A 25,750-nucleotide genomic window follows, 5' to 3' on the forward strand; every position below is an offset into this window, starting at 1 on the left:
AAGTTGAAAAATAAAGCGTAAGACTCGAAATTAGAGCGGAGAAAGGGATATAATGGAGAGTAAATGTAATGGGGTAAGGAGGCTCGTGCATGATTCGAATCAGGCAGTTAACCAAGCGCTATGGTCCGCACACTGTCGTTAACGGGATATCCTTTGATGTACAGGAACAAGAGATTTTCGGTATGCTAGGGCCAAATGGTGCGGGAAAGACGACGACGATGGAAATGATAGAAGGATTACGGAAACCAGATGAAGGAAGTATTGATCTTTTCGGGGTAGATGGTGTCCGTCAGCCGCAAAGTGTGAAAGCCATGATTGGGGTACAATTACAATCGACGGCCCTGTTTGATCATCTGACGGTAAAAGAGAGCATCGAGTTATATGCAAGCTTTTATCCCCAAGCACGGAAAACGAGTGAGCTTTTGCAAGCTTTTCACTTACAAGAAAAAGAGAATGATCGTGTAAAGCACTTGTCAGGTGGACAACGCCAACGACTGGCGATTGCTCTCGCGGTTGTGCATGACCCTAAGGTGATTTTTTTAGATGAACCCACAACAGGTCTCGACCCGAAGGCACGCCGTGATTTGTGGGATGTCGTGTTTCAACTGAGAGATGAAGGTCGAACCATTATCTTGTCTACACATTATATGGAAGAAGCTGAAATATTATGTGACCGAGTCGCTATCATGAATAAAGGAGAGATGATCGATGTTCGAAAGCCGGCTGAATGGATACGTAACTTAAGCAGTCAGAATCGCATTACCTTCTTGCTATCAGACAAGACATACCTACCAGAATTACAGAGGATTTCGGGTGTAACCGATGTTAAGCTGGATCAAGATGATACGGTAACTTTACATACGAATGAATTATCTGAGACGCTAAGTGATTTGATCCTATGGGCTAAAGAAAAGCATCTGCCGCTAAATGGTCTAGGAACACGTACTGCTACATTAGAGGACGTCTTCTTAGCGCATACAGGAGAGAGGTTAAGTGAGGTATGAAATCATACATCCAACTAACAAAGGCACAATTACGCTTATTTGCACGCAATAAAAATATGCTGATCTGGTCGCTATTGCTCCCCATATTTATGATATTGGCTTTCGGGGTATTAATTGGTGATGAAAATAAGCAAATTTCATTAAAAATGGGTATTGTGGATAAGGATCAGACGAACTCCTCTCAAGAATTTCGCACGCTTATGAGCGCTTATTCTGGATTTTCATTAACTGATCTAGCTCAGACAGAAGGGATGGCGCGATTAAAAGATGGAGATCTGGACGCCATGATCGTGATTGAAAAAGGTTTTGGCACCTATCTCGATGGAAGTTCGGAGCAAACGAATGCGTCTGTCGCGGTTTATCTGGATGAGAGCAATCCAACGGTTGCACAATTGGGGCTAGCCATGGTTAACCAACAATTAGATGTGCTAAATAAACGAGCTCTAGATTATTCCCCCATCGTCACTTCTAAAGTGGTAAATATTCAAGCGAATCCACTTACTTATATGGACTTTCTAGTGCCGGGCATTTTATCACTGATGATTATGACAAACAACCTAAATGGTGTAGCTGCAACCATTGCCTCATGGCGAGAAAGAGGAATCTTAAGACGGATGCAAGGAACACCGCTTAAAAGCTCTACTTTTATAGCGGCGCAAATGACAGCCCGCATTTTAATCAATAGTGTACAAGCTGTATTTGTGTTGTTAGTAGCTTATTTTGTGTTTGATGTACAAGTGTATGGTTCTTGGTTTACGCTATTATTTTTCATTTTACTTGGAACATTAACTTTCATGTCCATGGGCTTTATTGTGGCTAGTCTAGCCAGAACACCTGAAACAGCAGCACCAATTGCCGGGCTCATCTCTTTTCCGATGATTTTTGTGGGAGGGATTTTTTTCCCAATACGCGATCTGCCAGGTTTTCTCAATTATGTGGTACAAGTTATTCCCATCGGTCACTTAACAGAAGCGATACGAGGTGTCATGAATGAAGGAATTGGCATAGCCGATTTCGTATTACCTACTAGTATTTTATTGGCTTGGACAGTTGTTTCATTTACAATTGCTTCTCTTACTTTTCGTTGGGATGTGAAATAAATGATTCGAGGAATCGGGACAGATATCGTAGATCTCGATCGGCTTGCGCAAATCGGGATCGACCGACTTGCACACCGCATTTTAACAGAGCGAGAGCGGGATAGCATGCCGAGCGGAGAGCGACGTAGATTGGAGTATGTAGGGGGTCGTTTTGCTGCTAAAGAAGCAATTGCCAAAGCACTTGGTACCGGTATTGGGCGACATTTTACATTTTCTGATGTGGAAATTGTAGCAAATGAAAAAGGGGCACCGATTGTACATTGTAAACCAGAATGGAAGCCCCCAACTTGTGGTGACGCTTTTTATATCCATATATCCATTTCACACGCAACCAATCAGGCTACTGCATTTGCAATTTTAGAGGATAAGTCATAACGCAGCGGTGTTGATGATCCTAAAAACACGACATTAACATGGGAAAATAATGCAAATAAACACACTTGGTCATAACCGATTCAATGTGGACATACATATATAACGCGGTTAGGAGGGACAAAGGTGTATCTAGTAACCGCTCAAGAAATGAGAGATCTCGAATCATATACGATTAATCAACTAGGTATTCCGGGGCATGTTTTAATGGAAAGTGCAGGTCGAGCAGTGGTAGATCAGATTGTAAAGCGGTTTCCGAATCCGAAACGAGTAGTGGTATTAGCGGGTACGGGTAATAACGGTGGCGATGGATTTGTTGTTGCCAGATGGTTAGCGTTCCGAGGATGGGAAGTGGATTTATGGTTAATTGGATCGGCGGTTAAGCTTACATCAGATGCTAAACTGTACTATCATGCTTGTGAACAATTGCTTAATATTCATCATGCTGAAAAAGAGAGTGAAGCAAGCTTACAAGCACATTTGATGATGTGTGATGTGATCGTAGATGCCATGCTGGGAATCGGTTATTCCGGAATGTTGCGGGAGCCGTTTACATCCATCGTGCAATGGATTAATCAGCATGCCGAGTCTTATATTTTTGCTGTGGATATGCCTACAGGGGTTGAAGCTGATAAAGGTCATGTTTTCCCTGTGGCACTAAGAGTCGATGAAACGATTACATTTAACTGTCCAAAATGGGGTCATTATCTGCTCCCTGGCTCGAAGTACTGTGGCAAACTTAAAGTGGTAGACATTGGCATAACACCAGCAGGACATACGAAAGCATTAACACCCAATGCGAGACTGAATGATCCAAATGATTGGAATATGTATCTAGGTGGTCGTAAGCAATGGGCGCACAAGGGTACATATGGACATGTACTCATCATCGGAGGAGCTAAGGGGACGCTAGGGGCTGTAGCAATGGCTGGAGAGGCTGCTTATCGAATGGGAAGTGGGCTGGTAACCCTTACCGTCCCTGAGTCGCAGCATGAAGCTCTAGCAGCTAAAGTGACGCAAGAAATGATATGGAGTTGGCCTGGAAAAGATCACTTTTTACCAGAGATTGCAGAAGAATTAAAAACAGCGTTTCAACGATATGATGCAGTGGTGTGTGGTCCGGGATTAGGTCGCTTTCCAGGTGAAGTTCGATTTATCAAAGAAATTTTACAAACTGTGAAAAGGCCACTTGTGTTGGATGCAGATGCACTTAATATCTTGGCAGAACACCCTCATCTCATGCAATTTCGAGCAAATGATTGCCCTACGATTTTAACACCACATCCAGGGGAAATGGCCCGTTTGCTGCGCATCACAACGGAGGAAGTAGAACGAAAGAGAGCAGCGGTCGCGCTCCAACTCGCATATCAAACGCGCTCAGTAGTCATTTTAAAGGGACGGTATACGATTATTGCTTTTCCAGATGGAAAACGTGTGGTGAATACAACTGGAAGCCCAGCACTTGCTAAGGCAGGTTCTGGAGATATTTTATCTGGTATAATTGGTTCCTTGCTAGCGCAGGAAATACCTGTCGAATCTGCAATTCAGATTGCTGTATATATACATGGGCGACTAGGAGAAGAAGTCGACGCCCATAGTGCGCTTTACCGTGATTTACTCGACCACATCGCTTCCATTCGTCAACTGCTCGAACCGACAAATTCCCCGGGAAATTGACGAGGGAGAGAGTAAAATGAAGCGTAAAGTATGGATTTGTATCATGGCCATGATTATTTTGACGAGTATTGTAGGCTGTGGTATGAAGGATGAAAAAAGTGTCGTTGAAGATTTATCAGAACGTGCTAAGAACATGGACTCCTATATGAGTCATGGTCAAATGACGATTCTTACAGGGCAAGAACCACTCGATTATGATATAGAGGTGTGGTATAAAAAGCCGCATTTCTATCGTGTGGCATTAAAAAATAAAAGTAAAGATATTATGCAAATCTTGTTGAGAAATGATGAGGGTGTCTATGTATTAACACCACACTTAAAAAAGAGTTTCCGCTTTCAAAGTGATTGGCCTGAAGCACAAGGGCAAGTTTACTTATACCAGACCTTATTATCTAGTATCGTAGAAGACCAGAAACGCATTTTTGAAGCGAGTGACAAAGGCTATCAATTTGAAGTGGCAGCGCAATATTCTACAAATCATAATCTCTCAAAACAAAAAATATGGCTTGATTCAAAGCTGTATCCGCAAAAAGTAGATGTATTGAACAATAATAACGAAGTAATTGTAAAAATGGCTTTTGATCGGTTTGAAGAGAATGCCAAGTTTGATGCCGATGCTTTTGATCAAAAGCGAAACTTAGGTGTTGTACCCAATGAAGATCAAGATGTGATGGCTAAAGTGACAAAACCAGTCGAAGCTGTAACACCTCGCTATATCCCTAAAGGGGCACAATTAGAAAGTGAGCAAACAGTTGAAAGCCCCAATGGTCAGGTCGTCATTATGCGATATAAAGGGGAACATCCTTTTACACTAACACAGAAGCATCCACAAGCGATTGAAGCCAGTCTTCCCATGCTCGGAAATCCAATTCAATTAGATCACACCATGGGTGTTTTGATTGAAGCGGAAAAGAACAAAAAGCTAGGTTGGACATTTGAAGGAACAGAATATGAATTATTAGGAGATTTGACAATCGCCGACTTGCAAAAAATTGCAAATTCAATTTCGAAAGAGCCTATGAAATAGTGACAGCATCTCTGTGCTGTCTTTTTTTATGGTATAATAATGCGATGGTTTGAACACAAAGATGAAGGATGAAAAAATGATGCAGGATGCATGCGTGAATCATGAGAAGGTTCAATACCAGACGCTGTTAGTGCGCAAAAATCGCTCGATGAGATGGTTAGAAACGATCTTGTTTTTAGTGGGGTTTGGTATTGTTTTTGCATTTACGGAATATAGAAGTACGGAGATGGTGATATCCTTGATTGGGTGGGCTGTCATCACTTATTTATTATCTCCAGCACTGTATTTATTCGTTATGAGACCCGAATATGGCTTATATGAACAACGGTTGGAGATGAAGCTTGGAAAAAATAAAAAGGAAATTCCTTTGACAGAAGTTGAAAAGGAGCCTGATTTGCCTTATTATTTTCTTATTGCAAAGAAGCGTACGCCGATACTGGCAAGTGATTCTTTTCTACGCGACTTAAATGAACGTTTGGAAGTGATGAAGCATGAGCGTAGATCTAAAAAATGAACGCTATTATGCTAGAGAAACAATAGTAGAAGTTAATTTGGATGCCATTCATCATAATATCAAGCAGTTTTTCAATGTTCTACCACCTGGAACGCACATGATGGCAGTTGTGAAAGCCGATGGATATGGGCATGGTGCGATTCATGTGGCTAAAGCAGCACTTGAAGCAGGGGCTACGTATATCGGAGTAGCTTTTGTTGATGAAGGGATCGAATTAAGAGAAGCGGGTATTGAAGCGCCTATTCTTGTGCTAGGGCATACTTCACCTCACGCTATTCCCTTAGCACTTCAAAATGAGTTAACTTTAACAGCGTATACGAAAGAGACGCTTCTAAGAGTAGCAGGATATGGAGAGAAAAAGGATAGGAAGATCCCCATCCATGTTAAAGTTGATACAGGGATGGGGCGTATTGGGGTGGATCCAGCAGAAATTGATTCTTTCTTACAATACGCAGATGCACTAAAATATGTTGAAATTGAAGGGTTGTATACTCATTATGCTACGGCTGATGAAGCGGATAAGTCTTATATGCATAAACAATGGGACTTATTTGCTGATATTATGCTACGGGTAGAGCAGATGGGTTTGTCCATTCCTTACATTCATATAGCCAATAGTGCAGGTACGATCGAATGGCCACACCATGTCTACAATATGGTGCGCTTAGGTGTGAGTATGTATGGATATTATCCATCTACTGAAGTTTCAACTGCTGATGTCTCTTTACAACCTGCTTTAACCTTTAAGTCCAGTGTTTCACATCTGAAGCAATTACCAGCCGGTCACGGTGTCAGCTATGGCATAACCTATTTGGCGACTGGTAAAGAGTGGATTGCGACTGTTCCAGTAGGTTACGCAGATGGATATCCTAGAAGTCTTTCCAATATCAGTTTTGTGCTCGTTGGAGGAATACGCTGTCCAGTTATTGGTACCATTTGCATGGATCAATTGATGGTTGATGTAACTGAGGCGATGCCTGTGTATACTGGGGATGAAGTGGTCTTATATGGTCAGCAAGGGGATCAGACGATTACGGTTGAGGAAGTTGCGCAACTACTTGGTACAATCAATTATGAAATTCCGTGTATGCTCAATCATCGTATTCCACGTGTATATTTAAAGCAGGGGAATGAAGTTGGAGTGCGCAATCGCTTACGCTCTAAGTAATTTTAAATGCATGATGAAGGAATTTTAAGCGAGATCCAGAATACATTTTAGTATGCTAGTCAATCCGGCGGTCTTTGTAAAAGGGATATGATTACATTAGATTTTGTATGAACTTATCATTACAGTATATTTTTGCATTGCGTTTCACATAATGATACTATTGATTTGGGAAAAGTTAACGGTGAGGATTGGTTGGGGGTGCGTCATTTGTCTGGGACCAAAAGAATTATGATTAGCTTACCAATAAATTTACTACAGGAAGTAGATGGAATGGTGGCGAGAGATAATTCTAATCGTAGCGAATTTATTCGACAAGCCATGAAAATGTATCTACAAGAGCGCAAAAAACGTATGATCCGTGAAATGATGCAACGAGGTTATATGGAAATGGCTAGGATTAATTTAAACATTGCTTCCGAATCATTTGCGGCGGAAGAAGAAGCTGAGGATGCTTTAGATCGCTTAGTTAGTGGGGTGTAATCGCTTTGATTGTGAAACGTGGCGATGTATATTTTGCTGATCTCTCCCCAGTGGTCGGATCCGAGCAAGGTGGGGTGCGACCTGTATTAGTTATTCAAAACGATATTGGTAATCGCTTTAGCCCCACCGTCATCGTCGCCGCGATTACAGCACAAATTCAGAAAGCTAAACTTCCTACACATGTCGAAATCAATGCCAAGGCATATGGATTTGATCGTGACTCTGTCATTTTACTGGAACAAATACGAACAATAGATAAACAAAGACTAACTGATAAAATCACGCATTTAGACGATGACATGATGAATAAAGTAAATGAAGCGCTTCAAATTAGCTTGGGTATGATTGACTTTTAATTAAGAGGACGGAAAAGAAAGACCCGTCCTCTTAATTTCTGTTTCATCATATTCCACAATTTAAATGTGACGGCAAATGATTTGTCGTACGTAATGAGGGATTTTATATGAATGCGCAATTGCAAAAATTATATAAGAACTTATTGGAGTCTTATGTATTAGAACCGAAAGAAGATCATTTATATAGTGCACAACGATTGAGCAGGTGGTTTATTGACCAAAAAATTCCACCAGAGGAACTTGTCAATTATCATATCAACACGATCAAAACGATTTTTCCAGATATTCCGCAGCAGGTAAAATCTTCTTTTGATTTATTGCTGGAAGTCATGATTAGTTATGGTATCGCTTACCAGGAGAGCGAAAAACTGATCGATCGACATAAACAACTAGATCACGAAATTGATGTGGCAGTAGGAATGCAGCAAACATTGCTACCTGTAAGTCCACCTCAATTAAATGAGGTAGAGATCGGTGTCATTAGTGTTCCAGCAAATCGGATGAGCGGTGATTATTATAATTTTGTTAATCACAGCGAAGGTTATTTGGGGATAGCGGTTTCCGATATCATAGGCAAAGGAATACCAGCCGCATTATGTATGTCGATGATTAAGTATGCCATGGATCGATTAGATATGAAACCTCTTTCTCCGGGGGAAAAGCTACGCGGCTTAAATACGATTGTAGAACGAAATGTAGATCCAAGTATGTTTATTACGATGGTATATGGGGTATATGATTCTTTGAAACATGAATTTTGCTATGCATCAGCAGGGCACGAACCGGGTCTCCTCTATCGTGCAGATAGGCAAGAGTTTGTTGAATTGGAAGCAAAAGGTCTGGTGTTAGGCGTTAATCCAAAAACAGACTATGAGGAGTATAAAATTCAACTACAGGTGGAAGATGCCATTATTTTGATGACTGATGGTGTAACGGAATGTAAGGTGGAAGATGGCTTTCTGACTAGAGATGAGCTACTCAAAACCATCCAAGACTGTATTCATCTTCCTGCTCAAAAAGCGGTGGAGAGGATTCATCATAAATTATGTGAACGAACGCATTATGAGCTTTCCGATGACCAAACGATTTTGATTGTAAAACGGAATGCATAGCGCGTAGAACTATGATCGGAGGGATAACGCATGAATATGACAGTACAAACCAAACAAATAGAAGATCAAGGGGTTACCATTTATGTAGAAGGGGAAGTAGACGTATATACAGCGCCAAAATTAAGAGAATCCTTAATGCAACACTGTGAAACAGAGGATTTGGTTCGTATTGATCTCTCAGGTGTAAACTATATTGACAGTACAGGATTAGGTGTATTAATTGGTGCTTATAAGGCCCAGATTGCAACAGAAGGAAAACTGATCATTATTGGCATGAATGAGCGTATCAAACGATTATTCCAAGTGACAGGGCTAGACAGTGTGATCCAGATTGAAGAAAATCAGGAGGGTGGGCAAGCATGAGTGAAAAGCAGATTGATTTTATCCGATTAAATATCCCAGCAAAGCCTGAATACGTGGGGATTGCTAGGCTAGCCGTTTCAGGCGTGGCAAATCGTATGGGATTTTCTTATGATGAGATTGAAGATATGAAACTTGCTGTTGCAGAAGCGTGTACGAATGCAGTAGATCATGCTTATTGTGGTGGAGATGGTGAGATTGAGGTAGCATGCAAAATTTTCTCAGATCGAATCCAAGTAGATGTAATGGATCGTGGGAACAGTTTTGATATTAGTGAGATCGATGAGCGTACAGGTCCCATTACCCATCAATCCTCACTAAACGCAGTACGTGAGCGTGGATTGGGTCTATATTTGATGAAGACTTTAATGGATGATGTGGATATTCAGTTAGATCAGGGCGTCGTTGTAACCATGACAAAGTTTATTCGAAAGGACGTGGTGGAGTCCTATGGCATCTCACCCTCAAGCCACCAAACGAACCGATAAAGAGATAGAAGCGCTGATCAGGCAATATCAAGAGCAAGGAGATCAGGAAGCTCAGGAAATATTGGTTAAGCACTTCAAAGGTTTGGTCGAAACCCTTGCATATAAGTTTGCTCGTGGCTCAGAATCCCATGAGGATCTAACCCAAGTTGGCATGCTCGGCTTGCTCGGTTCGATTAAGCGGTTTGATCTGACTGTGGGAAAAAGCTTTGAAGGATATGCGATTCCGACTATTGTCGGTGAAATTAAACGGCACATCCGAGATAAAACATGGAGCGTCCATGTCCCCAGAAGAATAAAAGAATTGGGACCGCGGATAAAGCGTGCAGTAGAGGAACTGACGACAAAATTACAGCGATCACCTCAAGTAGATGAAATTGCTTCTTACTTAGAAGTCTCTGTTGAGGAAGTACTCGAAACGATGGAGATGGGTAGGAGCTATAATGCGGCTTCAGTCGACAGCCCAATCGAGGCGATGAATGATGGCAGCCAAGTTACCTTACTCGATTTAGTGGGAAATGAAGATGATGGATATGAACAAATCGATCAGAAAATGTTGATCGAAAAAGTAATTGATGTCTTATCTGAGCGTGAACGCGAAATTATTCAGCTAACATTTTTTGAAAATCTAAGCCAGAAACAGGCTGGCGAACAATTACAGATATCGCAAATGCATGTCTCACGACTACAGCGAAGAGCGCTTGAAAAGCTACGTCAGGCGATCCGTATGGAAGCTTCTGAGGTGATAAAATAGCAGTCCACTTCTGTGTACAGAGGTGCTGTTATTTTTTTTACCCTTTTATTTTTTCAAGTAGAAGAGTAGACTTACTAATTGAGGACAAGAAAGTAGGTGAGCACTATGATGGATCAAAAATCGATAAAAAAACATATTGCTGATGAACTCTCCATTTCTTTTAAACAGGTAGATGCGAGTATTTCACTCATAGAGGAAGGGAATACGATCCCTTTTATTGCACGATACCGAAAAGAAAGAACGGGTGAGTTAGATGAGGAACAACTTAGAACGATAGAGGATCGCTATCATTATATGAGGCAATTGAATCAACGCAAGGATGAAGTGCTACGTAAAATTGAAGAACTGGGTCAGTTGACTGATGAGCTACGAGGGAAGATTGAAGGAGCTATCAAGTTACAAGATGTAGAAGATCTCTATCTACCCTATCGACCGAAACGGAAAACCCGTGCTTCTATTGCGAAAGAGCAAGGGCTCATGATGCTTGCTGAAAAGATACGCACGACTGAAGATCCACATGTAATAGATGAAGAAGCAGCTGCATTCCTGCAACCTGAAAAAGGGATTGAGTCGGTTGAAGATGCGATTAAAGGCGCAATGGACATTTTAGCAGAAGAATTAGCTGAAGATGCAGACATCCGTAAGTGGGTACGGTTCTATACGTGGGAGAATGGATGTTTGGTTTCAAAAACAAAAGATCCTGAAGCGCGTTCGGTTTATGAGATGTACTACGACTATAGTGAGCCGGTAAAAAAAATGCCATCGCATCGCGTACTGGCCGTAAATCGGGGTTCCAAAGAGGACATACTTAAGGTGAAGGTTGAAGTAGAGGAAGAGATGATTTTGAAGCGGCTGAGTAACTGGTTCCCTACTGAACCCCATCGATACACGCAGCTCATCATTCAAGATAGTTATAAACGGTTAATTTCACCTTCAATCGAAAGAGAAGTATTAGCAAGACTCACAGAAGAAGCAGAAAAGCAAGCGATACATATTTTCTCAGAAAATTTACGGCAGCTTCTATTGCAACCGCCAGTGCAAGGGAAGATGGTTCTGGGTCTCGATCCAGCTTATCGTACGGGATGTAAATTCGCAGTGGTAGATGACACAGGCAAAATGTTGGAAGTGGGTGTGATCTACCCTACTCCTCCACAGAGCCGAGTTAAAGAAGCGAAAGAAGCGATTTTAACCTTAATTGATCGTTATCCGATTGAAATCGTTGCAATTGGAAATGGTACAGCATCACGTGAAACCGAATCATTTGTTGCTGAAGTGATGAAAGAAAGTAAACGTCAATTATACTATCTCATTGTAAATGAAGCGGGCGCTAGTGTATATTCTGCTTCTAAACTTGCAAAAGAAGAATTTCCTGATTTAGATGCTGCGCGTCGCAGTGCGATTTCGATTGCCAGACGTTTGCAAGATCCGCTTGCTGAATTAGTGAAGATTGATCCGAAGTCGGTCGGTGTAGGACAATATCAACATGATGTCGCTCAAAAACAATTAGGTGAGAGTTTGACGCAAGTGGTTGAATCTGCTGTAAACTTTGTGGGTGTAAATGTAAACACAGCTTCAACTGCACTGCTACAGTACGTGTCCGGAATAAGTAGTTCTGTTGCTAAAAACATTGTAAAGAAACGAGATGAATTGGGACATTTTCAATCACGAGGTCAATTAAAAGAAGTACCGAGACTAGGTGCTAAAACATATGAACAGAGTATTGGTTTCCTACGTGTTTTTAACGGAGAAAATGAGCTAGACAAGACACCGATTCATCCAGAATCTTATGCAATCGTTGAACAGCTATTGGACAGCATAGGGCTTACTCCGACTGAAATTACTTCTGATGCAGGTAAGCATAAGCTGAATCAGCTTGACATAAAGCATACCGCTCAAGAAATCGGGTGTGGAGAACCTACTTTAAAAGATATCGTGGAAGCGCTGTTGCGTCCAGGTCGCGATCCACGTGAATCCTTGCCGGCCCCACTGCTACGTTCAGATGTCTTACAGCTGGAAGATCTAAAAGAAGGTATGCAACTACAAGGAACTGTGCGAAACGTAGTGGATTTTGGTGCATTTATTGATATTGGTTTGAAAAATGATGGTCTTGTACATATTTCCAAAATGAGTGAACGATTTGTTAAACACCCTATGAATATTGTATCTGTTGGCGATATTGTGGATGTATGGGTCTTAAGTGTTGATACAGATCGAGAACGCGTGGGACTCAGCATGTTGTCAACAGAACGCGAGTGAGGGATCGTAGATCAATACACTTGTCATGAGAGATGTTTATCTTGATAATTAAACCAGCAGGCATTTAGAAAGCGAATTTGTTTCCTATCTTTGTATTGAAAAGCTCTTTGAAGTTGTTTAAGCATCCAGATGGGCATATGATTTCCTCCTATTGAATTTCGATTATCATATGCTTATGTACCATATCGTGTGAAAGGGGAAGTGAACATGAGGCTAGAAAAATGGTATGAAAAAGGGAACACCTACGAACAATATGTAGCGGATATGAAAGTGAACCAAGCAGGCCTACTCAACGTTTATGAGCAGGTTACGATAGAACCTGGTGATCAGTTGTTCTTTTCCCAGTTAAAAGAACAACAGTTACGTGTCGTTTGTTTAACGGCTGATTGGTGTGGGGATGCCATGTTATGCCTTCCAATTATGAAACGTATTGCTGAAGTGGCTTCTTTTGAGATTCGTACCTTAATTCGTGATGAAAATCTCGAACTGATGGATCAATATTTAACCAATGGTAAATCTAGATCGATTCCCATTTTTATTTTCATAAACCATGCGGGTGAAGAAGTAGGTGTTTGGGGACCACGCGCGGCGGAAGTGCAAGCCTGGATTGATGACATGCGTACAACGCTTCCTCAATCTGATCATCCAGATTATGAATCGAAGCAAAAAGAAATGTATCGTGCGTTTAAACATAAAATTACCCATGATCCAGCAATTTGGCAGGATGTAATAAGTAGTATCCGTTCCAGTATGACATCGTGGAATCTTTAAACGTATGCAGTGATAGAGGAGCATGATTCCCCTATCATTGCATTTTTTACATAGCATGATAGAATGATTTTATATCCTGACTTAAAATGAGTTGAATTCAGTTGGATAAGAGAGGGTAAATCATGGGACCATATAGTATTGACATAAATGACTACCAAAGTATTATGAAATTTTTCACGGCATTGGGAGACCCCATACGTCTTCAAATTGTCTATATATTAGGGGATAGAGGGAAATTAAATGTAAGTGAGATTGCAAAGGAATTTGAAATTAGTAGACCTTCTATCTCTCATCACCTAAAAATTTTAAGAGACGCACAAATCCTCGAAAGTAAGAAAATGGGGCAAGAAGTCTTTTATTGGCTAGCTCGCGATATTGTTGCATCAAACTTGCAACTCCTTGCCGATACGATTCGAGAAATGAATTGCAGTTCCTAAATTCTTGTGAGCACCTTAAATAGATAGATATAAACTTATCTATTTAAGTTGCTATGTATGAGATAAAGCCTAATTGGTAAAGCATAAAAAGGGAAAGGGAGGTGCTGTAGTGGCAAAGAAAACTTACTATGTTGCACTAGATATGGGATCACCCATGGGGCAAATACGTGAATCCTTAAATGAAAATGATGCCGTTTACGACTTTGAAATTGAAGCGACTGAAAAAGAGATCAATCAACTGGAAACGTTGTTTACAGAAGCCGAAGATATGGACTTTCAAACATTTGTTAAAGCCAATACGCCTTATCTTGATAATGAAAGTGAGGAAAATCGGGTAGAAGATGAAAAAATAAGAGAGATTTATCAATTGATTTACCAGTTAGGAACAGACAAGACGAAAACAGCTATGCATAGAAGTAAAATCATCCATTAATCTTTAATCAGATGGAGTTTTATGTCCATCTGATTAAATTTGTATTTTATTTTGTTAACTGAACATTTCGGCATATCGAAGAGGGATAGGAATATTTTTTATTAAGCTACAAATCTTGAACATAAATCAGGAAAAGAATATACTGGATTAAAATGATATTTTTTTAATTTGGAGGGAGAAACAGCGTGGAACAACCTAATTTTCCAAATACGAATGCAGGGTCTAGAGCCGCTATTCAGCAGAGTATGATGCAACGGGTATTCTTATGGATGTTTGCAGGGTTGTCGATGACAGCGATTATCGCCGTGGTCCTTAATTCGACACAAGATGTACCTAAAATGTTAATGGAAAGCCCAGGTCTTTTCTGGGGAGTCATTATTGCAGAGTTGGCCGTGGTTTTTGGTCTATCTTTCTTGATTAATCGCTTGTCCGTTTTTGCAGCAACTTTTGGCTTCTTTTTATATGCCGCTTTAAACGGAATTACCTTTACGCTTATTTTAGCTAGATTTGAGTTAGGTACCATCGGGGCGGCCTTCTTTATTGCAGCAGGTATGTTTGGGATTTTTGCTGTATTTGGTTATGTAACCAAAATTGATCTGTCTAAAATTGGCTCGATCGCACTTATGGTGTTACTGGGATTAATCATTGCATCCATTGTAAACTTCTTCTTCATTTCATATGAACCGATGAACTTGATTATTTCCTATGCGCTCGTAGTTTTGATAAGTATTATTACCGCGTGGGATATTCAAAAGATTAAATCGTATGGTGCAGAAGCACAAACAGAAGAACAAGCTGCGAAGTTTGCGATTTTCGGTGCGTTAATGTTGTACTTAGACTTTATCATCTTGTTTAAAAACATTCTTTATATCTTAAATAGTGATGATTAATAACCGGAATCTCTCATTGAAAAATGGGGGATTTATTTTTTTGAAAAAATCGCTTGACCTTATTTATAAGATGTGTTAAATTAATTTATGTCGCCAGCGCGACAAGATAAATTTTAAATAAAACGCTTGCTATTAAAGATTAAATGTGTTAGATTAGTAAGAGTTCATTAATAAATGATCCTCAGTAGCTCAACGGTAGAGCGTCCGGCTGTTAACCGGCAGGTTGCAGGTTCGAGTCCTGCCTGAGGAGCCATTACGGAGAGGTACTCAAGAGGCCGAAGAGGATGGTTTGCTAAACCATTAGGGGGCTTATAGCCTCGCGAGGGTTCGAATCCCTCTCTCTCCGCCATAGAGGAAGTTATTGGCCCGTTGGTGAAGCGGTTCAACACACCAGCCTTTCACGCTGGCATGCAGGGGTTCGAATCCCCTACGGGTCACCATTTTTGGACGATTAGCTCAGCTGGGAGAGCACCTGCCTTACAAGCAGGGGGTCGGCGGTTCGATCCCGTCATCGTCCACCAGTATTACCATGTGGAGCTGTGGTGTAGAGGCCTAACATGCCTGCCTGTCACGCAGGAGATCGCGGGTTCGAATCCCGTCAGCTCCGCCATTCAACTTTGGCGACCGTGGCGAAGTGGTTAACGCACCGGATTGTGGCTCCGGCATTCGAGGGTTCGATTCCCTTCGGTCGCCCCATTTTATTGTTGGGGTGTAGCCAAGCGGTAAGGCAACGGACTTTGACTCCGTCATGCGTAGGTTCGATCCCTACCGCCCCAGCCATCTAAACATTTTGTCTGGGCCATTAGCTCAGTTGGTAGAGCACCTGACTTTTAATCAGGTTGTCGAAGGTTCGAATCCTTCATGGCTCACCATTTTATTACACTTGACAAAATGAGATGGATATGATAAGATGTAAAACATCACTGCGACAGCGTGATCCAAATTTAAAACATGCGGGTGTGGCGGAATTGGCAGACGCACTAGATTTAGGTTCTAGCGCCTTTGGCGTGGGGGTTCAAGTCCCTCCACCCGCACCATGTTTATGAAAAAGCGAGCGGTCGTGGTGGAATCGGCAGACACGCTATCTTGAGGGGGTAGTGGCCTCTGGCCGTGCGAGTTCGAGTCTCGCCGACCGCACCATATCTGATTATAATACGCGGGTGTAGTTCAGTGGTAGAACATCGGCCTTCCAAGCCGTTTGCGAGGGTTCGATTCCCTTCACCCGCTCCAAATATTTTCACAAAGCGATGCCAGCTAAAATTGGCATCGCTTTTTCGTGATCTTTTGCGTGTTAGCTGATAGAAGTTCACTAGAGGAGATGAGGATATCCATGCAGGATGAATTTGAATTGATCCAATCCCTACTATCTGAGCGTGTAGATGTAGAGGGGTCTCATACCATCGAAGTAGATGCTGGGGATGACGCAGCTGTTTTTTTACCTAGCCCATCACTTTCTATCGTAACAGCTTGTGATACGATGGTAGAAAATGTACACTTTACAAAAGAGACCATGCGCCCCTTTGATATCGGATGGAAGCTACTTGCATCAAATTTGAGCGATTTGGCGGCCATGGGTGGAGTCGGAAAATATATACTTCTCTCCATTGCGATTCCACCTACTTGGAGTGAAACAGAGATGATAGGTATTTACGCAGGGATAAATGATTTAGCTCGGAAAGAACAGGTTAGACTGATTGGTGGAGATACGGTCTCTACCAGTGGAGAGCTTATCCTTACTTTAACGATACTGGGTGAAATCCCACCGGGTAAGGCTTTATTACGCTCCTCAGCAATGCCAGGTGATCTTGTTTTTGTAACTGGCCATTTAGGAGATGCGGCTGCTGGACTACATATTTTGCTTTCTCAATCTGAAACTTACCAAGCCGCATTTCCGGTGCTGGTGGAAGCACATAAGCGTCCTCGTGCTCAGCTTCAAATCGGTGAATGGCTCCTTCATTCGGGCTATCGACCAGCGTGTGATGATGTTAGTGATGGATTAGCTAGAGAAGCTTATGAAATAGCGGAAGCAAGCCACGTGAAGCTGGTGATACAACCGGAATGGATCCCTATTTCCACTGCTTGTCAGACTTATGCCAGTCGCATTCAGTATAATCCGATTGAATGGGCTTTAAATGGTGGAGAAGATTATCAGCTGTTAGGAACCATTTCACCAGCGGGTTGGAAAGAGCTACAACAGAAAGCGATAGCATGTGGATGGAAAGTAACACAAATTGGATATGTTGAACCAGGGACTGGCACTGTAGAGATGGAAGTGAGTGGAAAACGAAGGGAATTACAAACCAAAGGGTATAACCATTTTGCAAAATAGGTGATTGCGATGCAAACATATGTAACGATTGAATTACGCAATGAACAAGAAACAATCGATTTAGGAAAAAAATTGGCCAAACAATTAAAACAGCAGGACGTAATCGCTTTAGAAGGAGATTTAGGTGCTGGAAAAACGACTTTGACAAAATCGATTGCAAGAGAATTAGGTATTTTAGAGGAAGTAGACAGCCCCACCTTTACGATCGTCAAAGAATATAGAGGTAAACTTCCCTTTTATCATATGGATGTATATCGATTATCAGGGCCTGAAGCAGAAATCGATTTGGAAGAATATTTTTATGGAAATGGCATCTGTATCGTTGAATGGGCTTCGCGTATTGAGGAAATCCTACCTCCACATACAGTTTGGATTGAACTAAAGGTTGAACCGAGTGGAACAAGAAGACTTTCAATAAGAGGAAATTTGACTCGTGCTCGAGAAATAGGTGAAGGGTTGGGAGTAAGGTGAAGTTATTAGCGATGGATACCTCTACACTCGTGATGAGTGTCGCAGTGTTAGATGTTAAAGAGCAGAAAGTACTTGGAGAAGTGACCACCAATCTACATAAAAATCATTCGATTCGCTTAATGCCTACTATTGATCAATTGCTTCAGGATCTTGATCTAACCATACAAGAAATTGCGTTACTCGCTGTTACCTCAGGACCAGGGTCATATACAGGACTGCGAATTGGGATAACAACAGCAAAAACAATGGCTTGGGCGCGTAACATTCCTTTATATAGTGTATCAAGCTTATCGGTGCTTGCTAGGAATGCTGTGCATTTTAAAGGTGTAATTGTTCCAATCTTTGATGCACGGAGAGAACGAGCCTATACAGGAGCTTATCGCTTTCACAATCGTGAATTAAAAGCGGTTCTCCCAGAGCAAGTAGTTGGAGTGGACGCCTGGTTATCTCAATTAAAAGAACTGGATGAACCGATTCTTTTCCTAGGGGATGATGTCGTGCGATTTCGTAGTAAAATCGAGCAGACATTAGGAGATCAAGCCATTTGGGGTAGCTCCTACGAAAACATACCGCGTGCTAGTGTGCTTGGTGAGTGTGCATATCGACGTTGGCTTAATCATCAACCTGCTGAACGCATTAACTTCGCCCCTAATTATCTTCAGGTTACAGAAGCAGAGGCAAACTGGCTGAAAAAGCAGAAGAACGGAGAAAATAGAGATGAGTCGGCGATCGAAAGATAAAATTATGTTTAGACCGATGGTCTTATCTGATATCCCTGATATTGTCAAAGTGGAGAATGCTTCATTTCCAACCCCGTGGCCCCAGAAGGCTTTTTATAACGAAATAGCCTTTAATCAATTCGCACGTTATACGGTGGTAACATGTGCAGACGAGATTATCGGGTATTGTGGCTTTTGGCTTATTTTAGATGAAGCACATATCACAAATATAGCCGTTCACCCTGATTACCAAGGGTGTGGGATTGGTGAAATGACTTTAATCTATGTAATGGAGATGGCCCGAATGTCAGGGGCAAAAAGGATGACACTAGAAGTGCGTGTATCTAATTTAGTTGCACAAAAACTATATGAAAAGCTAGGGTTTGAAAATACTGGCGTACGTAAAGCGTATTATACAGATAATAAAGAAGATGCCATAATTATGTGGGTGACATTATATGAAGAACAACAATCAAATTCGTGTGTTAGGTATTGAAACAAGCTGTGATGAGACTTCTGTTGCGGTTGTGGAAGCGGGGACCCGTATACGATCCAATATCGTCTCTTCCCAAATTGATGTACATCAAAAGTTTGGCGGTGTCGTACCGGAGGTAGCATCAAGAAGACATGTAGAACGCATGACCATCATTATTGAAAAGGCGTTAGCAGAAGCGCGTATTGATATGCAGGATATTGATGCGATTGCAGTGACACAAGGCCCAGGGTTAGTGGGAGCATTGCTTATCGGTGTAACAGCTGCAAAATCACTTTCATATGCGACTGGAATTCCTTTAGTAGGAGTACACCATATTGCAGGGCATATTTATGCCAATCACTTGATCCAACCCCTTACTTTTCCACTAGTGGCACTCGTTGTATCGGGTGGGCACACAGAGCTCATTTATATGGAAAAACATAATCAGTACCAACGTTTAGGTAAAACACGTGATGATGCAGCGGGTGAAGCATTTGACAAAGTGGCTCGATTACTAAATTTACCCTATCCGGGAGGGCCTCAAATCGACCGCTTAGCTGTGCATGGTAGCCCAACATATGATTTACCACGTGCTTGGTTAGGATCAAATTCGCTTGATTTTAGCTTTAGTGGTCTCAAATCGGCGGTTATGAATTTGATTCACAACGCGCGCCAAAGAGAAGAAGAACTTGTGACTGCCAATATCGCTGCAAGCTTTCAGCAGGCTGTGCTTGATGTCTTAATTGAAAAAACAATGCTTGCGGTCAAACAAACAGGCGTAAAAAATTTACTGTTGGCTGGAGGCGTTTCTGCGAATACAGGCCTACGGGTTGGTTTGCAAAAGCGTGCTGCTGACGGGCATATACATTTACATATTCCACCGCTCGAGTTATGTACAGATAATGCAGCCATGATTGCTGCTGCGGGCACCTATCAATATTTAGCTAAAGATTTTGCGGGATTAGATATGAATGCCGAACCTAATTTAGCTTTGATCAAATCATTAGAGCACCCATAAGGGTGCTCGAATGATAAAAGGAGGTGATGAAATGGGAGATCCTAAAGAGCCAACGGGTGATACCCGAATAGCAAAAACTTAGAAAATGTGGGTATGTGGATAAAGCTGTGGATAAGTTTGTGGATAACTGTATTAAGAAGATTCATCCGCTAGCTTCGCCCACTCCTCAGTTTTATCATGAAGAAGCAGTTCATTTGCCTCGAGATTCGCACGAATTGAAGCGCTCTTTATGGCATCGTTATAGACTTCCGGTTGACACAGTTTTTCGTGAATCTCGGCAATCTCTTTTTCTAAACGGGCGATTTCTAATTCCAACCCCGTAATTTTTTGTTCGCGTTTTCTTTTTAATTTTTTCTCTTCTTTCTCGCGCTGTCGATACTGTTCAGATGAACTGATAGGCGTGGCGACTTGTTCTTGTGCTTGCTGCTCTTCTTCATATTTCTCCAATGCTTTTTTTTCGAGGTATCGTTCATAATTCCCATCATATTCGACTAAGCCATCTGGCGTTAACTCCCATATGCGAGTGGCAAGTCGGTTAATAAAGTAACGATCGTGAGATACAAATAATAACGTACCAGGATATGCTTCTAACGCTTCTTCCAACTTTTCTTTACTTCTCATATCTAAGTGGTTGGTTGGCTCATCCATGAGCATAAAATTTCCTTTTCGCAATAAATGCTTTAATAAAGAGAGACGTGCTTTTTCTCCCCCACTTAAATCTTTCACTTGCTTAAAGACATCTTCACCACTAAATAAAAATTGCCCCAAGTAGGAACGGATTGTCGTCTGATCTAACGATTGATTTTGATTCCATAACTCATCGATCACTTCATTATCAAGTGTTAATTCGTCTTGTTCTTGATCGTAATAATCAAGTGTTACATTTGTTCCAAAAGTGAAAGAACCAGCTAAGGGATCTATTTTAGATGAAATGGTTTTAAGAAATGTTGTTTTGCCTGTACCATTAGGTCCTAATATAGCGATACGCTCACCTCTTTCTACTAAAAGATGTTGAAATTGGTATAAAGGTTTGTCGTAACCAATGGTTAAGCGATCGGCTTGTAGTACCTGTTTCCCACTGATTCGATCAATGTCAAATCGAATCGATGCTAATCGGTTATCCTGAGTAGGAGATTCAAGACGCTCTATTTTTTCAAGTGTTTTACGTCTACTTTGTGCGCGTTTCGTCGTTGAGGCACGAGCGAGGTTTTTTTGAACAAAATCCTCCATTTTTTGTATTTCTTCTTGTTGTTGTTCATATGCTTTTTGTTGTTGGAGTAAATTGGCTTCTTTTTGCTTTACGTAATCTTGGTAATTACCTACATAGCGAGTTGCTTTGTGACGCTCGATTTCATAAATAATGGTGACGAGACGATCAAGAAAATAACGATCATGTGAGACGATAAGTAAAGCACCTTTGTATTGTTTTAGTGTTTGTTCTAACCATGTGATGGCTTGCATATCTAGATAGTTGGTTGGCTCGTCCAAAATTAAAAGCTCAGGCTCTTCTAATAACATTTTGGCCAGTGCAGCTCTTGTTTTCTGCCCACCACTCAGTTCCGATATACGTGTTTTTTGATAGGGAATTGATCCCAACCCCAATCCGTGCAAGGCCCCCCTTATGCGCGCTTCATATGCATATCCACCTTGGTTTTCATAGCGCTCTTGTAAATTGGCATAGGATTGTAATACCTTTTGGTACCGTTCTTCTTGAGAGAAGACTTCTTCTTTACCCATCTCGGCTTCTAAGGTTTTTAATTCGGCCTCCATTTTTTTAAAGTGTGCGAAGGATCGTAATAATTCTTCCCAAATGGTAAGATCAGAGTCAAGACCCGTGTGTTGAGCTAAGTATCCAATACGACACTTTTTCGCAATACGTATTTCACCAGAATCAGGAATGAGCTCACCAGTAATCATTTTAAGTAGTGTAGACTTTCCAGCACCATTTACGCCAATCAGGCCGACACGCTCGTTTTCATTTACTTGTAATTGAATATTTTCTAACACAGTCGTACTTGCAAAAGATTTATAGATTTGATTCACCTGTATTAACATTTTTCCATTCCACCTCATTCAAAAACACTTTAGAATTAGTGTATATGAGGAATGGAAACAGAGCAAACCAGAAAGCAAAAGTGACGCGTTCTGTCAGAGGTGTTACGATAGTAAAAATGGAAGAATCGTGAAAACGAAAAATATCCTTGGCGTTTTGTAGGAAAAGGGGTAAGAAGCGATATGAGTGGGAAAAAGTCACTTAGACAAGAGATGCTAAATAGGCGCGCGCAATTTACACCCACATTTGTAAAAAATAAGTCAGCATTGGTAAATCAAAGGCTAGTGCAACTTGAGTCATTGCAGTCTGCTCAAAACGTCCTTTTATACATGTCTATCCGTAATGAAATCGATCTAAAAGAAGCGATACAAGCGCTATGGGAACAAGGAAACGTAAAGGTGATTTTACCTCGTACAGATAAAAAACAGAAGAAACTATATTGTTATCATGTGAAGCATCTTGACGACTTAGAAGTAGGGGCATTTGGCATATCAGAACCGAATCCATTACGTTGTGAAGAGATTCCCCCTACTGCACTAGATGTGTTATTCTTACCGGGCGTAGCTTTTGACCAATCTGGATACCGTTTAGGGTACGGTGGTGGATACTATGATCGCTTTTTACACCCTTCTTTAAAAGCCATTCGAATTGGAATCGCATACGATGAACAAATGGTTGATACCGTTTATCCAGAGAAGCATGATCAACAAGTAGATATAATCATCACTCCGACAAAAACAATACGCAATCCTTCTAATAATTCGTGTACAATGGAATAAACGGCACGCTGATTCAAAATATCTTGTGATAAGGTTCACATAAACCGATTATATTTTAGCGAAGACATAGACACAATCTCCTGACTACCTATAATCATATATACTCATCTAGGAAAAGCGTGATGATTTCCTATAAATCATGTCCATTAACACACCTGATTTAACAGCTTCTACAATGGAGGTGTACATTTCTGCTATGGCAGATCAAAAAATACCACAAGTGACAGCGAAGCGGCTTCCACTTTATTATCGTTACTTAGAGAAGCTTCACGTGATCGGCAAACAGCGTATTTCCTCATCTGAATTAAGCGATGCCTTACAAATCGATCCTGCGACCATTCGTAGGGACTTGTCCTATTTGGGGGAGTTAGGTAAAAAGGGTTATGGATATAATGTTACCTATCTATTGCAATTTTTGCGTGACTTTCTCAAGCAGGATGAGGTGACGAGTGTCGTGCTCATAGGAGTCGGTAATTTAGGCACAGCACTATTACGCTATAATTTCTATCGTAGCCATAATACCAAAATCGTAGCAGGATTTGATCGTGATTCATCTAAAGTGGGGACGGATATTGACGGTATTACTGTTTATGATATGGACAGATTGGAAGATGTGATTCAGTTACACCAAGTAGAGGTTGCGATCCTTACTGTACCCGTCAATTTCGCACAACAAACAGCTGATTTTATCATCCAAAAGGGAATACGGGGAATATTAAATTTCACACCCGCAAGACTGACTGCTCCTGCACATGTACGCATTCACAATATTGATCTTACCGTAGAATTGCAGACACTGATTTATTTTTTGAAAAATTTTCCTGTTATAGAAGATATTCAAGAACCGGAACCCACATAATTGAAGGAGTTACACCCCATGAGTGATGAACAACGTAATGAACCGCTAACACAGCATCTGACAGAATTACGAAACCGAATTATCTGGATACTGGTTAGTTTTGTAGTTGCTTTAATCGGTAACTTTGTTTTTGCAGAAAAAATTTATCGATACATCAAAAGTGATCTATTTAAAGAAATCACTTTAAATACCATAACCTTAGCAGGGCCATTAAAAGTGTGGATGCAGATCGCCTTTGTCGGAGCATTAATCATTACGGTTCCGATTATTCTCTACCATATATGGCAATTTGTTAGACCTGGATTACATCCGAAAGAGCAAAAGGCCGCATTAATGTACATTCCATTTGCTATCTTGCTGTTCATACTTGGTATCAGCTTTGGCTACTTTTTAGTGATTCCTTTTCTCATTACATTTTTAGATGCCTTTGCAAATGGCTGGGGAATTGGGCAAGTTTATACCATCGAAAAAGCATTTGGTTTTGTATTTAGTATTATTCTACCCATTTCCATATACTTTGAATTACCCGTTATTGTGCTATTTTTAGTCCGAATACGTATACTCTCAGTAGCTATTCTTAAGAAAATACGTCGTTTTGCTTATTTAGGTATTGTCGTTCTAGCTGCGATTATTACCCCAGCTGAGATCATCACCAACTTGGTGGTAGCCATCCCCATGATTTTACTCTATGAGTTTAGTATTCTACTCGCATGGCGTTTAGAGAAGAAGCTGGATTAAGAAGCAGCTTAAAGACAGTGGTGCTAAATATCCTACTGATAATGTCCTTTTTGAGTGAAATACCTCTTGGTCTTCACTTAGCGAAGCCGAATTTGGGATTGATCTTGTCGCGGCGAATGGAATGGAAAATTGACACGCATGATTCTGCACCTGCTTTTGTACATACTTTTACGCTTAATGGAAATCATAGCCATTAGATACCATGCTATATGGAGGCGATCATGTGCAAAAGCAAAATCGAATCATGCGGTACTTACTCGTGGGAGGGATCGCTTTTTTAGTAGCATCGCCAGCTGCCAGAAAAAAAACCTTCCAACTCACGATGAAAGGTTTCACTAAACTATTGACTATAATGAATCAGATGAAGAAAAAAGGAAAGAAAGATGCTTCCATACCGAAAGCGAATTTTTCAGCATTAAAAAAGAGTGTGCAGACAGCACGCAAAAATATGGAGTCAGATGCTGACTTCAACAGCTTCATGAATTACAACTATTTTGATCTACCTGATCAACAGCAGGAAAATTCATCACCCAAAAATACTGTTCATTAATTGGCATAATAAGCATAACTATGATGAGAAGACATTTTCAACAGTAGCTTGAAAATGTCTTTTTGTCTGTTTGTTGCCACTACTTATGAGCAGCAAGCAAAAACAAATAAAAAAATTTTTCAAGACCACTTGAAAAATGTGATCAAGATGAATATCATAGGTAGTGGGTATTAGCACTCGACATCTTCGAGTGCTAACAAACTAAAAAATGATCCACCTCATGAAGGAGGGTACTAACATGATCAAACCATTAGGAGATCGCGTCGTACTTGAAGCGATTGAAAAAGAAGAAACAACAGTTAGTGGAATCGTACTACCAGATTCTGCAAAGGAAAAACCACAAGAAGGCCGCATTGTTGCTGTGGGTTCAGGCCGTATTGAAGAAAACGGAAATCGGGTTGCGCTAGAAGTAAAAGAAGGCGACCGCGTCATTTTCTCGAAATACGCGGGAACAGAAGTGAAGTATGATCAAAAAGAGTATCTCATTCTTCGTGAAAGCGATATTCTTGCTATTATTGACTAAACCAGAACATCATGGTTCTTACATCATGATCAAATCATAA

30 protein-coding genes and 11 tRNA genes are annotated in these 25,750 nt (G+C 41.0%); 39 read left to right on the top strand and 2 right to left on the bottom strand.

Annotation, left to right across the window (positions count from 1 at the left end; genetic code table 11):
- Window positions 1-89 precede the first annotated feature (89 nt).
- The 14 genes from IC619_RS13445 (at window position 90) to IC619_RS13510 (ending at window position 12,665) form a co-directional block, all read left to right on the top strand.
- The gene (locus tag IC619_RS13445) at window positions 90-1,004 is read left to right on the top strand and encodes an ABC transporter ATP-binding protein (protein WP_191140600.1); all 915 of its coding nucleotides are present in this window, start codon (window positions 90-92) and stop codon (window positions 1,002-1,004) included.
- Window positions 1,001-2,104, top strand: a complete 1,104-nt coding sequence (locus tag IC619_RS13450; protein ID WP_191140599.1) for an ABC transporter permease — start codon at window positions 1,001-1,003, stop codon at window positions 2,102-2,104. The genes IC619_RS13445 and IC619_RS13450 overlap by 4 nt, the downstream gene beginning before the upstream one ends.
- Window positions 2,105-2,479, top strand: coding sequence for a holo-ACP synthase (gene acpS / locus IC619_RS13455; RefSeq protein WP_191140598.1), 375 nt, complete (start codon window positions 2,105-2,107; stop codon window positions 2,477-2,479).
- Between the two features lie 123 nt (window positions 2,480-2,602).
- Window positions 2,603-4,153: an NAD(P)H-hydrate dehydratase gene (locus tag IC619_RS13460; protein WP_191140597.1), complete on the top strand. Its 1,551-nt coding sequence runs from the start codon at window positions 2,603-2,605 to the stop codon at window positions 4,151-4,153.
- Between the two features lie 16 nt (window positions 4,154-4,169).
- Window positions 4,170-5,180, top strand: a complete 1,011-nt coding sequence (locus IC619_RS13465; protein WP_191140596.1) for a LolA family protein — start codon at window positions 4,170-4,172, stop codon at window positions 5,178-5,180.
- Window positions 5,181-5,259: 79 nt separating this feature from the next.
- Window positions 5,260-5,694 (top strand): hypothetical protein, encoded by a 435-nt coding sequence (locus IC619_RS13470; RefSeq protein ID WP_191140595.1) that lies wholly within the window; start codon window positions 5,260-5,262, stop codon window positions 5,692-5,694.
- On the top strand, window positions 5,672-6,862 hold the full coding sequence (gene alr, locus IC619_RS13475) for an alanine racemase (RefSeq protein ID WP_191140594.1): 1,191 nt from the start codon (window positions 5,672-5,674) through the stop codon (window positions 6,860-6,862). Before IC619_RS13470 ends, alr begins: the two co-directional genes overlap by 23 nt.
- Window positions 6,863-7,090: 228 nt before the next feature.
- The gene (locus IC619_RS13480; RefSeq protein ID WP_191140703.1) at window positions 7,091-7,342 is read left to right on the top strand and encodes a CopG family ribbon-helix-helix protein; all 252 of its coding nucleotides are present in this window, start codon (window positions 7,091-7,093) and stop codon (window positions 7,340-7,342) included.
- A 5-nt stretch (window positions 7,343-7,347) separates the two neighbouring features.
- Window positions 7,348-7,698, top strand: coding sequence for a type II toxin-antitoxin system PemK/MazF family toxin (locus IC619_RS13485; protein WP_191140593.1), 351 nt, complete (start codon window positions 7,348-7,350; stop codon window positions 7,696-7,698).
- Between the two features lie 107 nt (window positions 7,699-7,805).
- The gene (locus tag IC619_RS13490) at window positions 7,806-8,810 is read left to right on the top strand and encodes a PP2C family protein-serine/threonine phosphatase (RefSeq protein WP_191140592.1); all 1,005 of its coding nucleotides are present in this window, start codon (window positions 7,806-7,808) and stop codon (window positions 8,808-8,810) included.
- Window positions 8,811-8,840: 30 nt separating this feature from the next.
- Window positions 8,841-9,173, top strand: a complete 333-nt coding sequence (locus IC619_RS13495) for an STAS domain-containing protein (RefSeq protein WP_191140591.1) — start codon at window positions 8,841-8,843, stop codon at window positions 9,171-9,173.
- On the top strand, window positions 9,170-9,658 hold the full coding sequence (rsbW, locus tag IC619_RS13500) for an anti-sigma B factor RsbW (protein ID WP_191140590.1): 489 nt from the start codon (window positions 9,170-9,172) through the stop codon (window positions 9,656-9,658). Before IC619_RS13495 ends, rsbW begins: the two co-directional genes overlap by 4 nt.
- Window positions 9,621-10,409: an RNA polymerase sigma factor SigB gene (gene sigB, locus IC619_RS13505; RefSeq protein ID WP_191140589.1), complete on the top strand. Its 789-nt coding sequence runs from the start codon at window positions 9,621-9,623 to the stop codon at window positions 10,407-10,409. Before rsbW ends, sigB begins: the two co-directional genes overlap by 38 nt.
- A gap of 108 nt (window positions 10,410-10,517) precedes the next feature.
- A complete protein-coding gene (locus tag IC619_RS13510; protein WP_191140588.1) occupies window positions 10,518-12,665 on the top strand; it encodes a Tex family protein in 2,148 nt (715 codons plus the stop codon).
- A 23-nt stretch (window positions 12,666-12,688) separates the two neighbouring features.
- Here the strand turns inward: IC619_RS13510 and cmpA are convergent, their stop codons facing one another.
- Window positions 12,689-12,802: a cortex morphogenetic protein CmpA gene (gene cmpA / locus IC619_RS13515; RefSeq protein ID WP_191140587.1), complete on the bottom strand. Its 114-nt coding sequence runs from the start codon at window positions 12,800-12,802 to the stop codon at window positions 12,689-12,691.
- Between the two features lie 70 nt (window positions 12,803-12,872).
- Here cmpA and IC619_RS13520 point away from each other — a divergent pair, with 70 nt between their 5' ends.
- The 20 genes from IC619_RS13520 (at window position 12,873) to tsaD (ending at window position 20,208) form a co-directional block, all read left to right on the top strand.
- On the top strand, window positions 12,873-13,436 hold the full coding sequence (locus IC619_RS13520) for a thioredoxin family protein (protein ID WP_191140586.1): 564 nt from the start codon (window positions 12,873-12,875) through the stop codon (window positions 13,434-13,436).
- A gap of 122 nt (window positions 13,437-13,558) precedes the next feature.
- Complete coding sequence (locus tag IC619_RS13525; RefSeq protein ID WP_191140585.1) at window positions 13,559-13,873, top strand: ArsR/SmtB family transcription factor; 315 nt, start codon at window positions 13,559-13,561, stop codon at window positions 13,871-13,873.
- Window positions 13,874-13,982: 109 nt separating this feature from the next.
- A complete protein-coding gene (locus tag IC619_RS13530) occupies window positions 13,983-14,306 on the top strand; it encodes a hypothetical protein (RefSeq protein WP_191140584.1) in 324 nt (107 codons plus the stop codon).
- Between the two features lie 185 nt (window positions 14,307-14,491).
- Window positions 14,492-15,196 carry a Bax inhibitor-1 family protein gene (locus tag IC619_RS13535; protein WP_191140583.1) on the top strand — a complete coding sequence of 235 codons (705 nt, stop codon included), beginning with the start codon at window positions 14,492-14,494 and terminating at the stop codon, window positions 15,194-15,196.
- A 178-nt stretch (window positions 15,197-15,374) separates the two neighbouring features.
- Window positions 15,375-15,449 (top strand) — tRNA-Asn (locus IC619_RS13540).
- Window positions 15,450-15,453: 4 nt separating this feature from the next.
- A tRNA-Ser gene (locus IC619_RS13545) sits at window positions 15,454-15,545 on the top strand.
- A gap of 14 nt (window positions 15,546-15,559) precedes the next feature.
- A tRNA-Glu gene (locus IC619_RS13550) sits at window positions 15,560-15,636 on the top strand.
- A gap of 5 nt (window positions 15,637-15,641) precedes the next feature.
- Window positions 15,642-15,717, top strand: a tRNA-Val gene (locus tag IC619_RS13555).
- A 12-nt stretch (window positions 15,718-15,729) separates the two neighbouring features.
- Window positions 15,730-15,806, top strand: a tRNA-Asp gene (locus IC619_RS13560).
- A 10-nt stretch (window positions 15,807-15,816) separates the two neighbouring features.
- Window positions 15,817-15,892, top strand: a tRNA-His gene (locus IC619_RS13565).
- Window positions 15,893-15,901: 9 nt separating this feature from the next.
- Window positions 15,902-15,976 (top strand) — tRNA-Gln (locus IC619_RS13570).
- 16 nt (window positions 15,977-15,992) lie between these two features.
- Window positions 15,993-16,068 (top strand) — tRNA-Lys (locus tag IC619_RS13575).
- Between the two features lie 81 nt (window positions 16,069-16,149).
- Window positions 16,150-16,233, top strand: a tRNA-Leu gene (locus IC619_RS13580).
- Between the two features lie 17 nt (window positions 16,234-16,250).
- Window positions 16,251-16,336 (top strand) — tRNA-Leu (locus tag IC619_RS13585).
- A 16-nt stretch (window positions 16,337-16,352) separates the two neighbouring features.
- Window positions 16,353-16,426, top strand: a tRNA-Gly gene (locus IC619_RS13590).
- 100 nt (window positions 16,427-16,526) lie between these two features.
- On the top strand, window positions 16,527-17,525 hold the full coding sequence (gene thiL, locus IC619_RS13595; RefSeq protein WP_191140582.1) for a thiamine-phosphate kinase: 999 nt from the start codon (window positions 16,527-16,529) through the stop codon (window positions 17,523-17,525).
- 9 nt (window positions 17,526-17,534) lie between these two features.
- On the top strand, window positions 17,535-17,996 hold the full coding sequence (gene tsaE / locus IC619_RS13600; protein WP_191140581.1) for a tRNA (adenosine(37)-N6)-threonylcarbamoyltransferase complex ATPase subunit type 1 TsaE: 462 nt from the start codon (window positions 17,535-17,537) through the stop codon (window positions 17,994-17,996).
- Window positions 17,993-18,736, top strand: coding sequence for a tRNA (adenosine(37)-N6)-threonylcarbamoyltransferase complex dimerization subunit type 1 TsaB (gene tsaB, locus IC619_RS13605; protein WP_191140580.1), 744 nt, complete (start codon window positions 17,993-17,995; stop codon window positions 18,734-18,736). The genes tsaE and tsaB overlap by 4 nt, the downstream gene beginning before the upstream one ends.
- Window positions 18,714-19,211 (top strand): ribosomal protein S18-alanine N-acetyltransferase, encoded by a 498-nt coding sequence (gene rimI, locus IC619_RS13610; RefSeq protein ID WP_191140579.1) that lies wholly within the window; start codon window positions 18,714-18,716, stop codon window positions 19,209-19,211. The genes tsaB and rimI overlap by 23 nt, the downstream gene beginning before the upstream one ends.
- Window positions 19,174-20,208 (top strand): tRNA (adenosine(37)-N6)-threonylcarbamoyltransferase complex transferase subunit TsaD, encoded by a 1,035-nt coding sequence (gene tsaD, locus IC619_RS13615; protein WP_191140578.1) that lies wholly within the window; start codon window positions 19,174-19,176, stop codon window positions 20,206-20,208. Before rimI ends, tsaD begins: the two co-directional genes overlap by 38 nt.
- Window positions 20,209-20,340: 132 nt before the next feature.
- Here the strand turns inward: tsaD and IC619_RS13620 are convergent, their stop codons facing one another.
- The gene (locus IC619_RS13620; protein WP_191140577.1) at window positions 20,341-22,263 is read right to left on the bottom strand and encodes an ABC-F family ATP-binding cassette domain-containing protein; all 1,923 of its coding nucleotides are present in this window, start codon (window positions 22,261-22,263) and stop codon (window positions 20,341-20,343) included.
- A 180-nt stretch (window positions 22,264-22,443) separates the two neighbouring features.
- Here IC619_RS13620 and IC619_RS13625 point away from each other — a divergent pair, with 180 nt between their 5' ends.
- The 5 genes from IC619_RS13625 to groES all read left to right on the top strand — a co-directional run bounded on the left by IC619_RS13625 (window position 22,444) and on the right by groES (window position 25,710).
- Entirely contained in the window at window positions 22,444-23,040 is a 597-nt protein-coding gene (locus IC619_RS13625) for a 5-formyltetrahydrofolate cyclo-ligase (protein ID WP_191140576.1), read from the top strand.
- Between the two features lie 196 nt (window positions 23,041-23,236).
- Window positions 23,237-23,899, top strand: coding sequence for a redox-sensing transcriptional repressor Rex (locus IC619_RS13630; protein ID WP_191140575.1), 663 nt, complete (start codon window positions 23,237-23,239; stop codon window positions 23,897-23,899).
- An 18-nt stretch (window positions 23,900-23,917) separates the two neighbouring features.
- Window positions 23,918-24,637 (top strand): twin-arginine translocase subunit TatC, encoded by a 720-nt coding sequence (gene tatC / locus IC619_RS13635; protein WP_191140574.1) that lies wholly within the window; start codon window positions 23,918-23,920, stop codon window positions 24,635-24,637.
- Window positions 24,638-24,860: 223 nt separating this feature from the next.
- Window positions 24,861-25,187, top strand: coding sequence for a hypothetical protein (locus tag IC619_RS13640; protein ID WP_191140573.1), 327 nt, complete (start codon window positions 24,861-24,863; stop codon window positions 25,185-25,187).
- Between the two features lie 238 nt (window positions 25,188-25,425).
- Entirely contained in the window at window positions 25,426-25,710 is a 285-nt protein-coding gene (gene groES / locus IC619_RS13645; RefSeq protein ID WP_191140572.1) for a co-chaperone GroES, read from the top strand.
- The last annotated feature ends 40 nt before the right edge of the window (window positions 25,711-25,750 follow it).

The organism is Polycladospora coralii, from assembly GCF_014773435.2.
Lineage (GTDB): Bacteria > Bacillota > Bacilli > Thermoactinomycetales > Thermoactinomycetaceae > Polycladospora > Polycladospora coralii.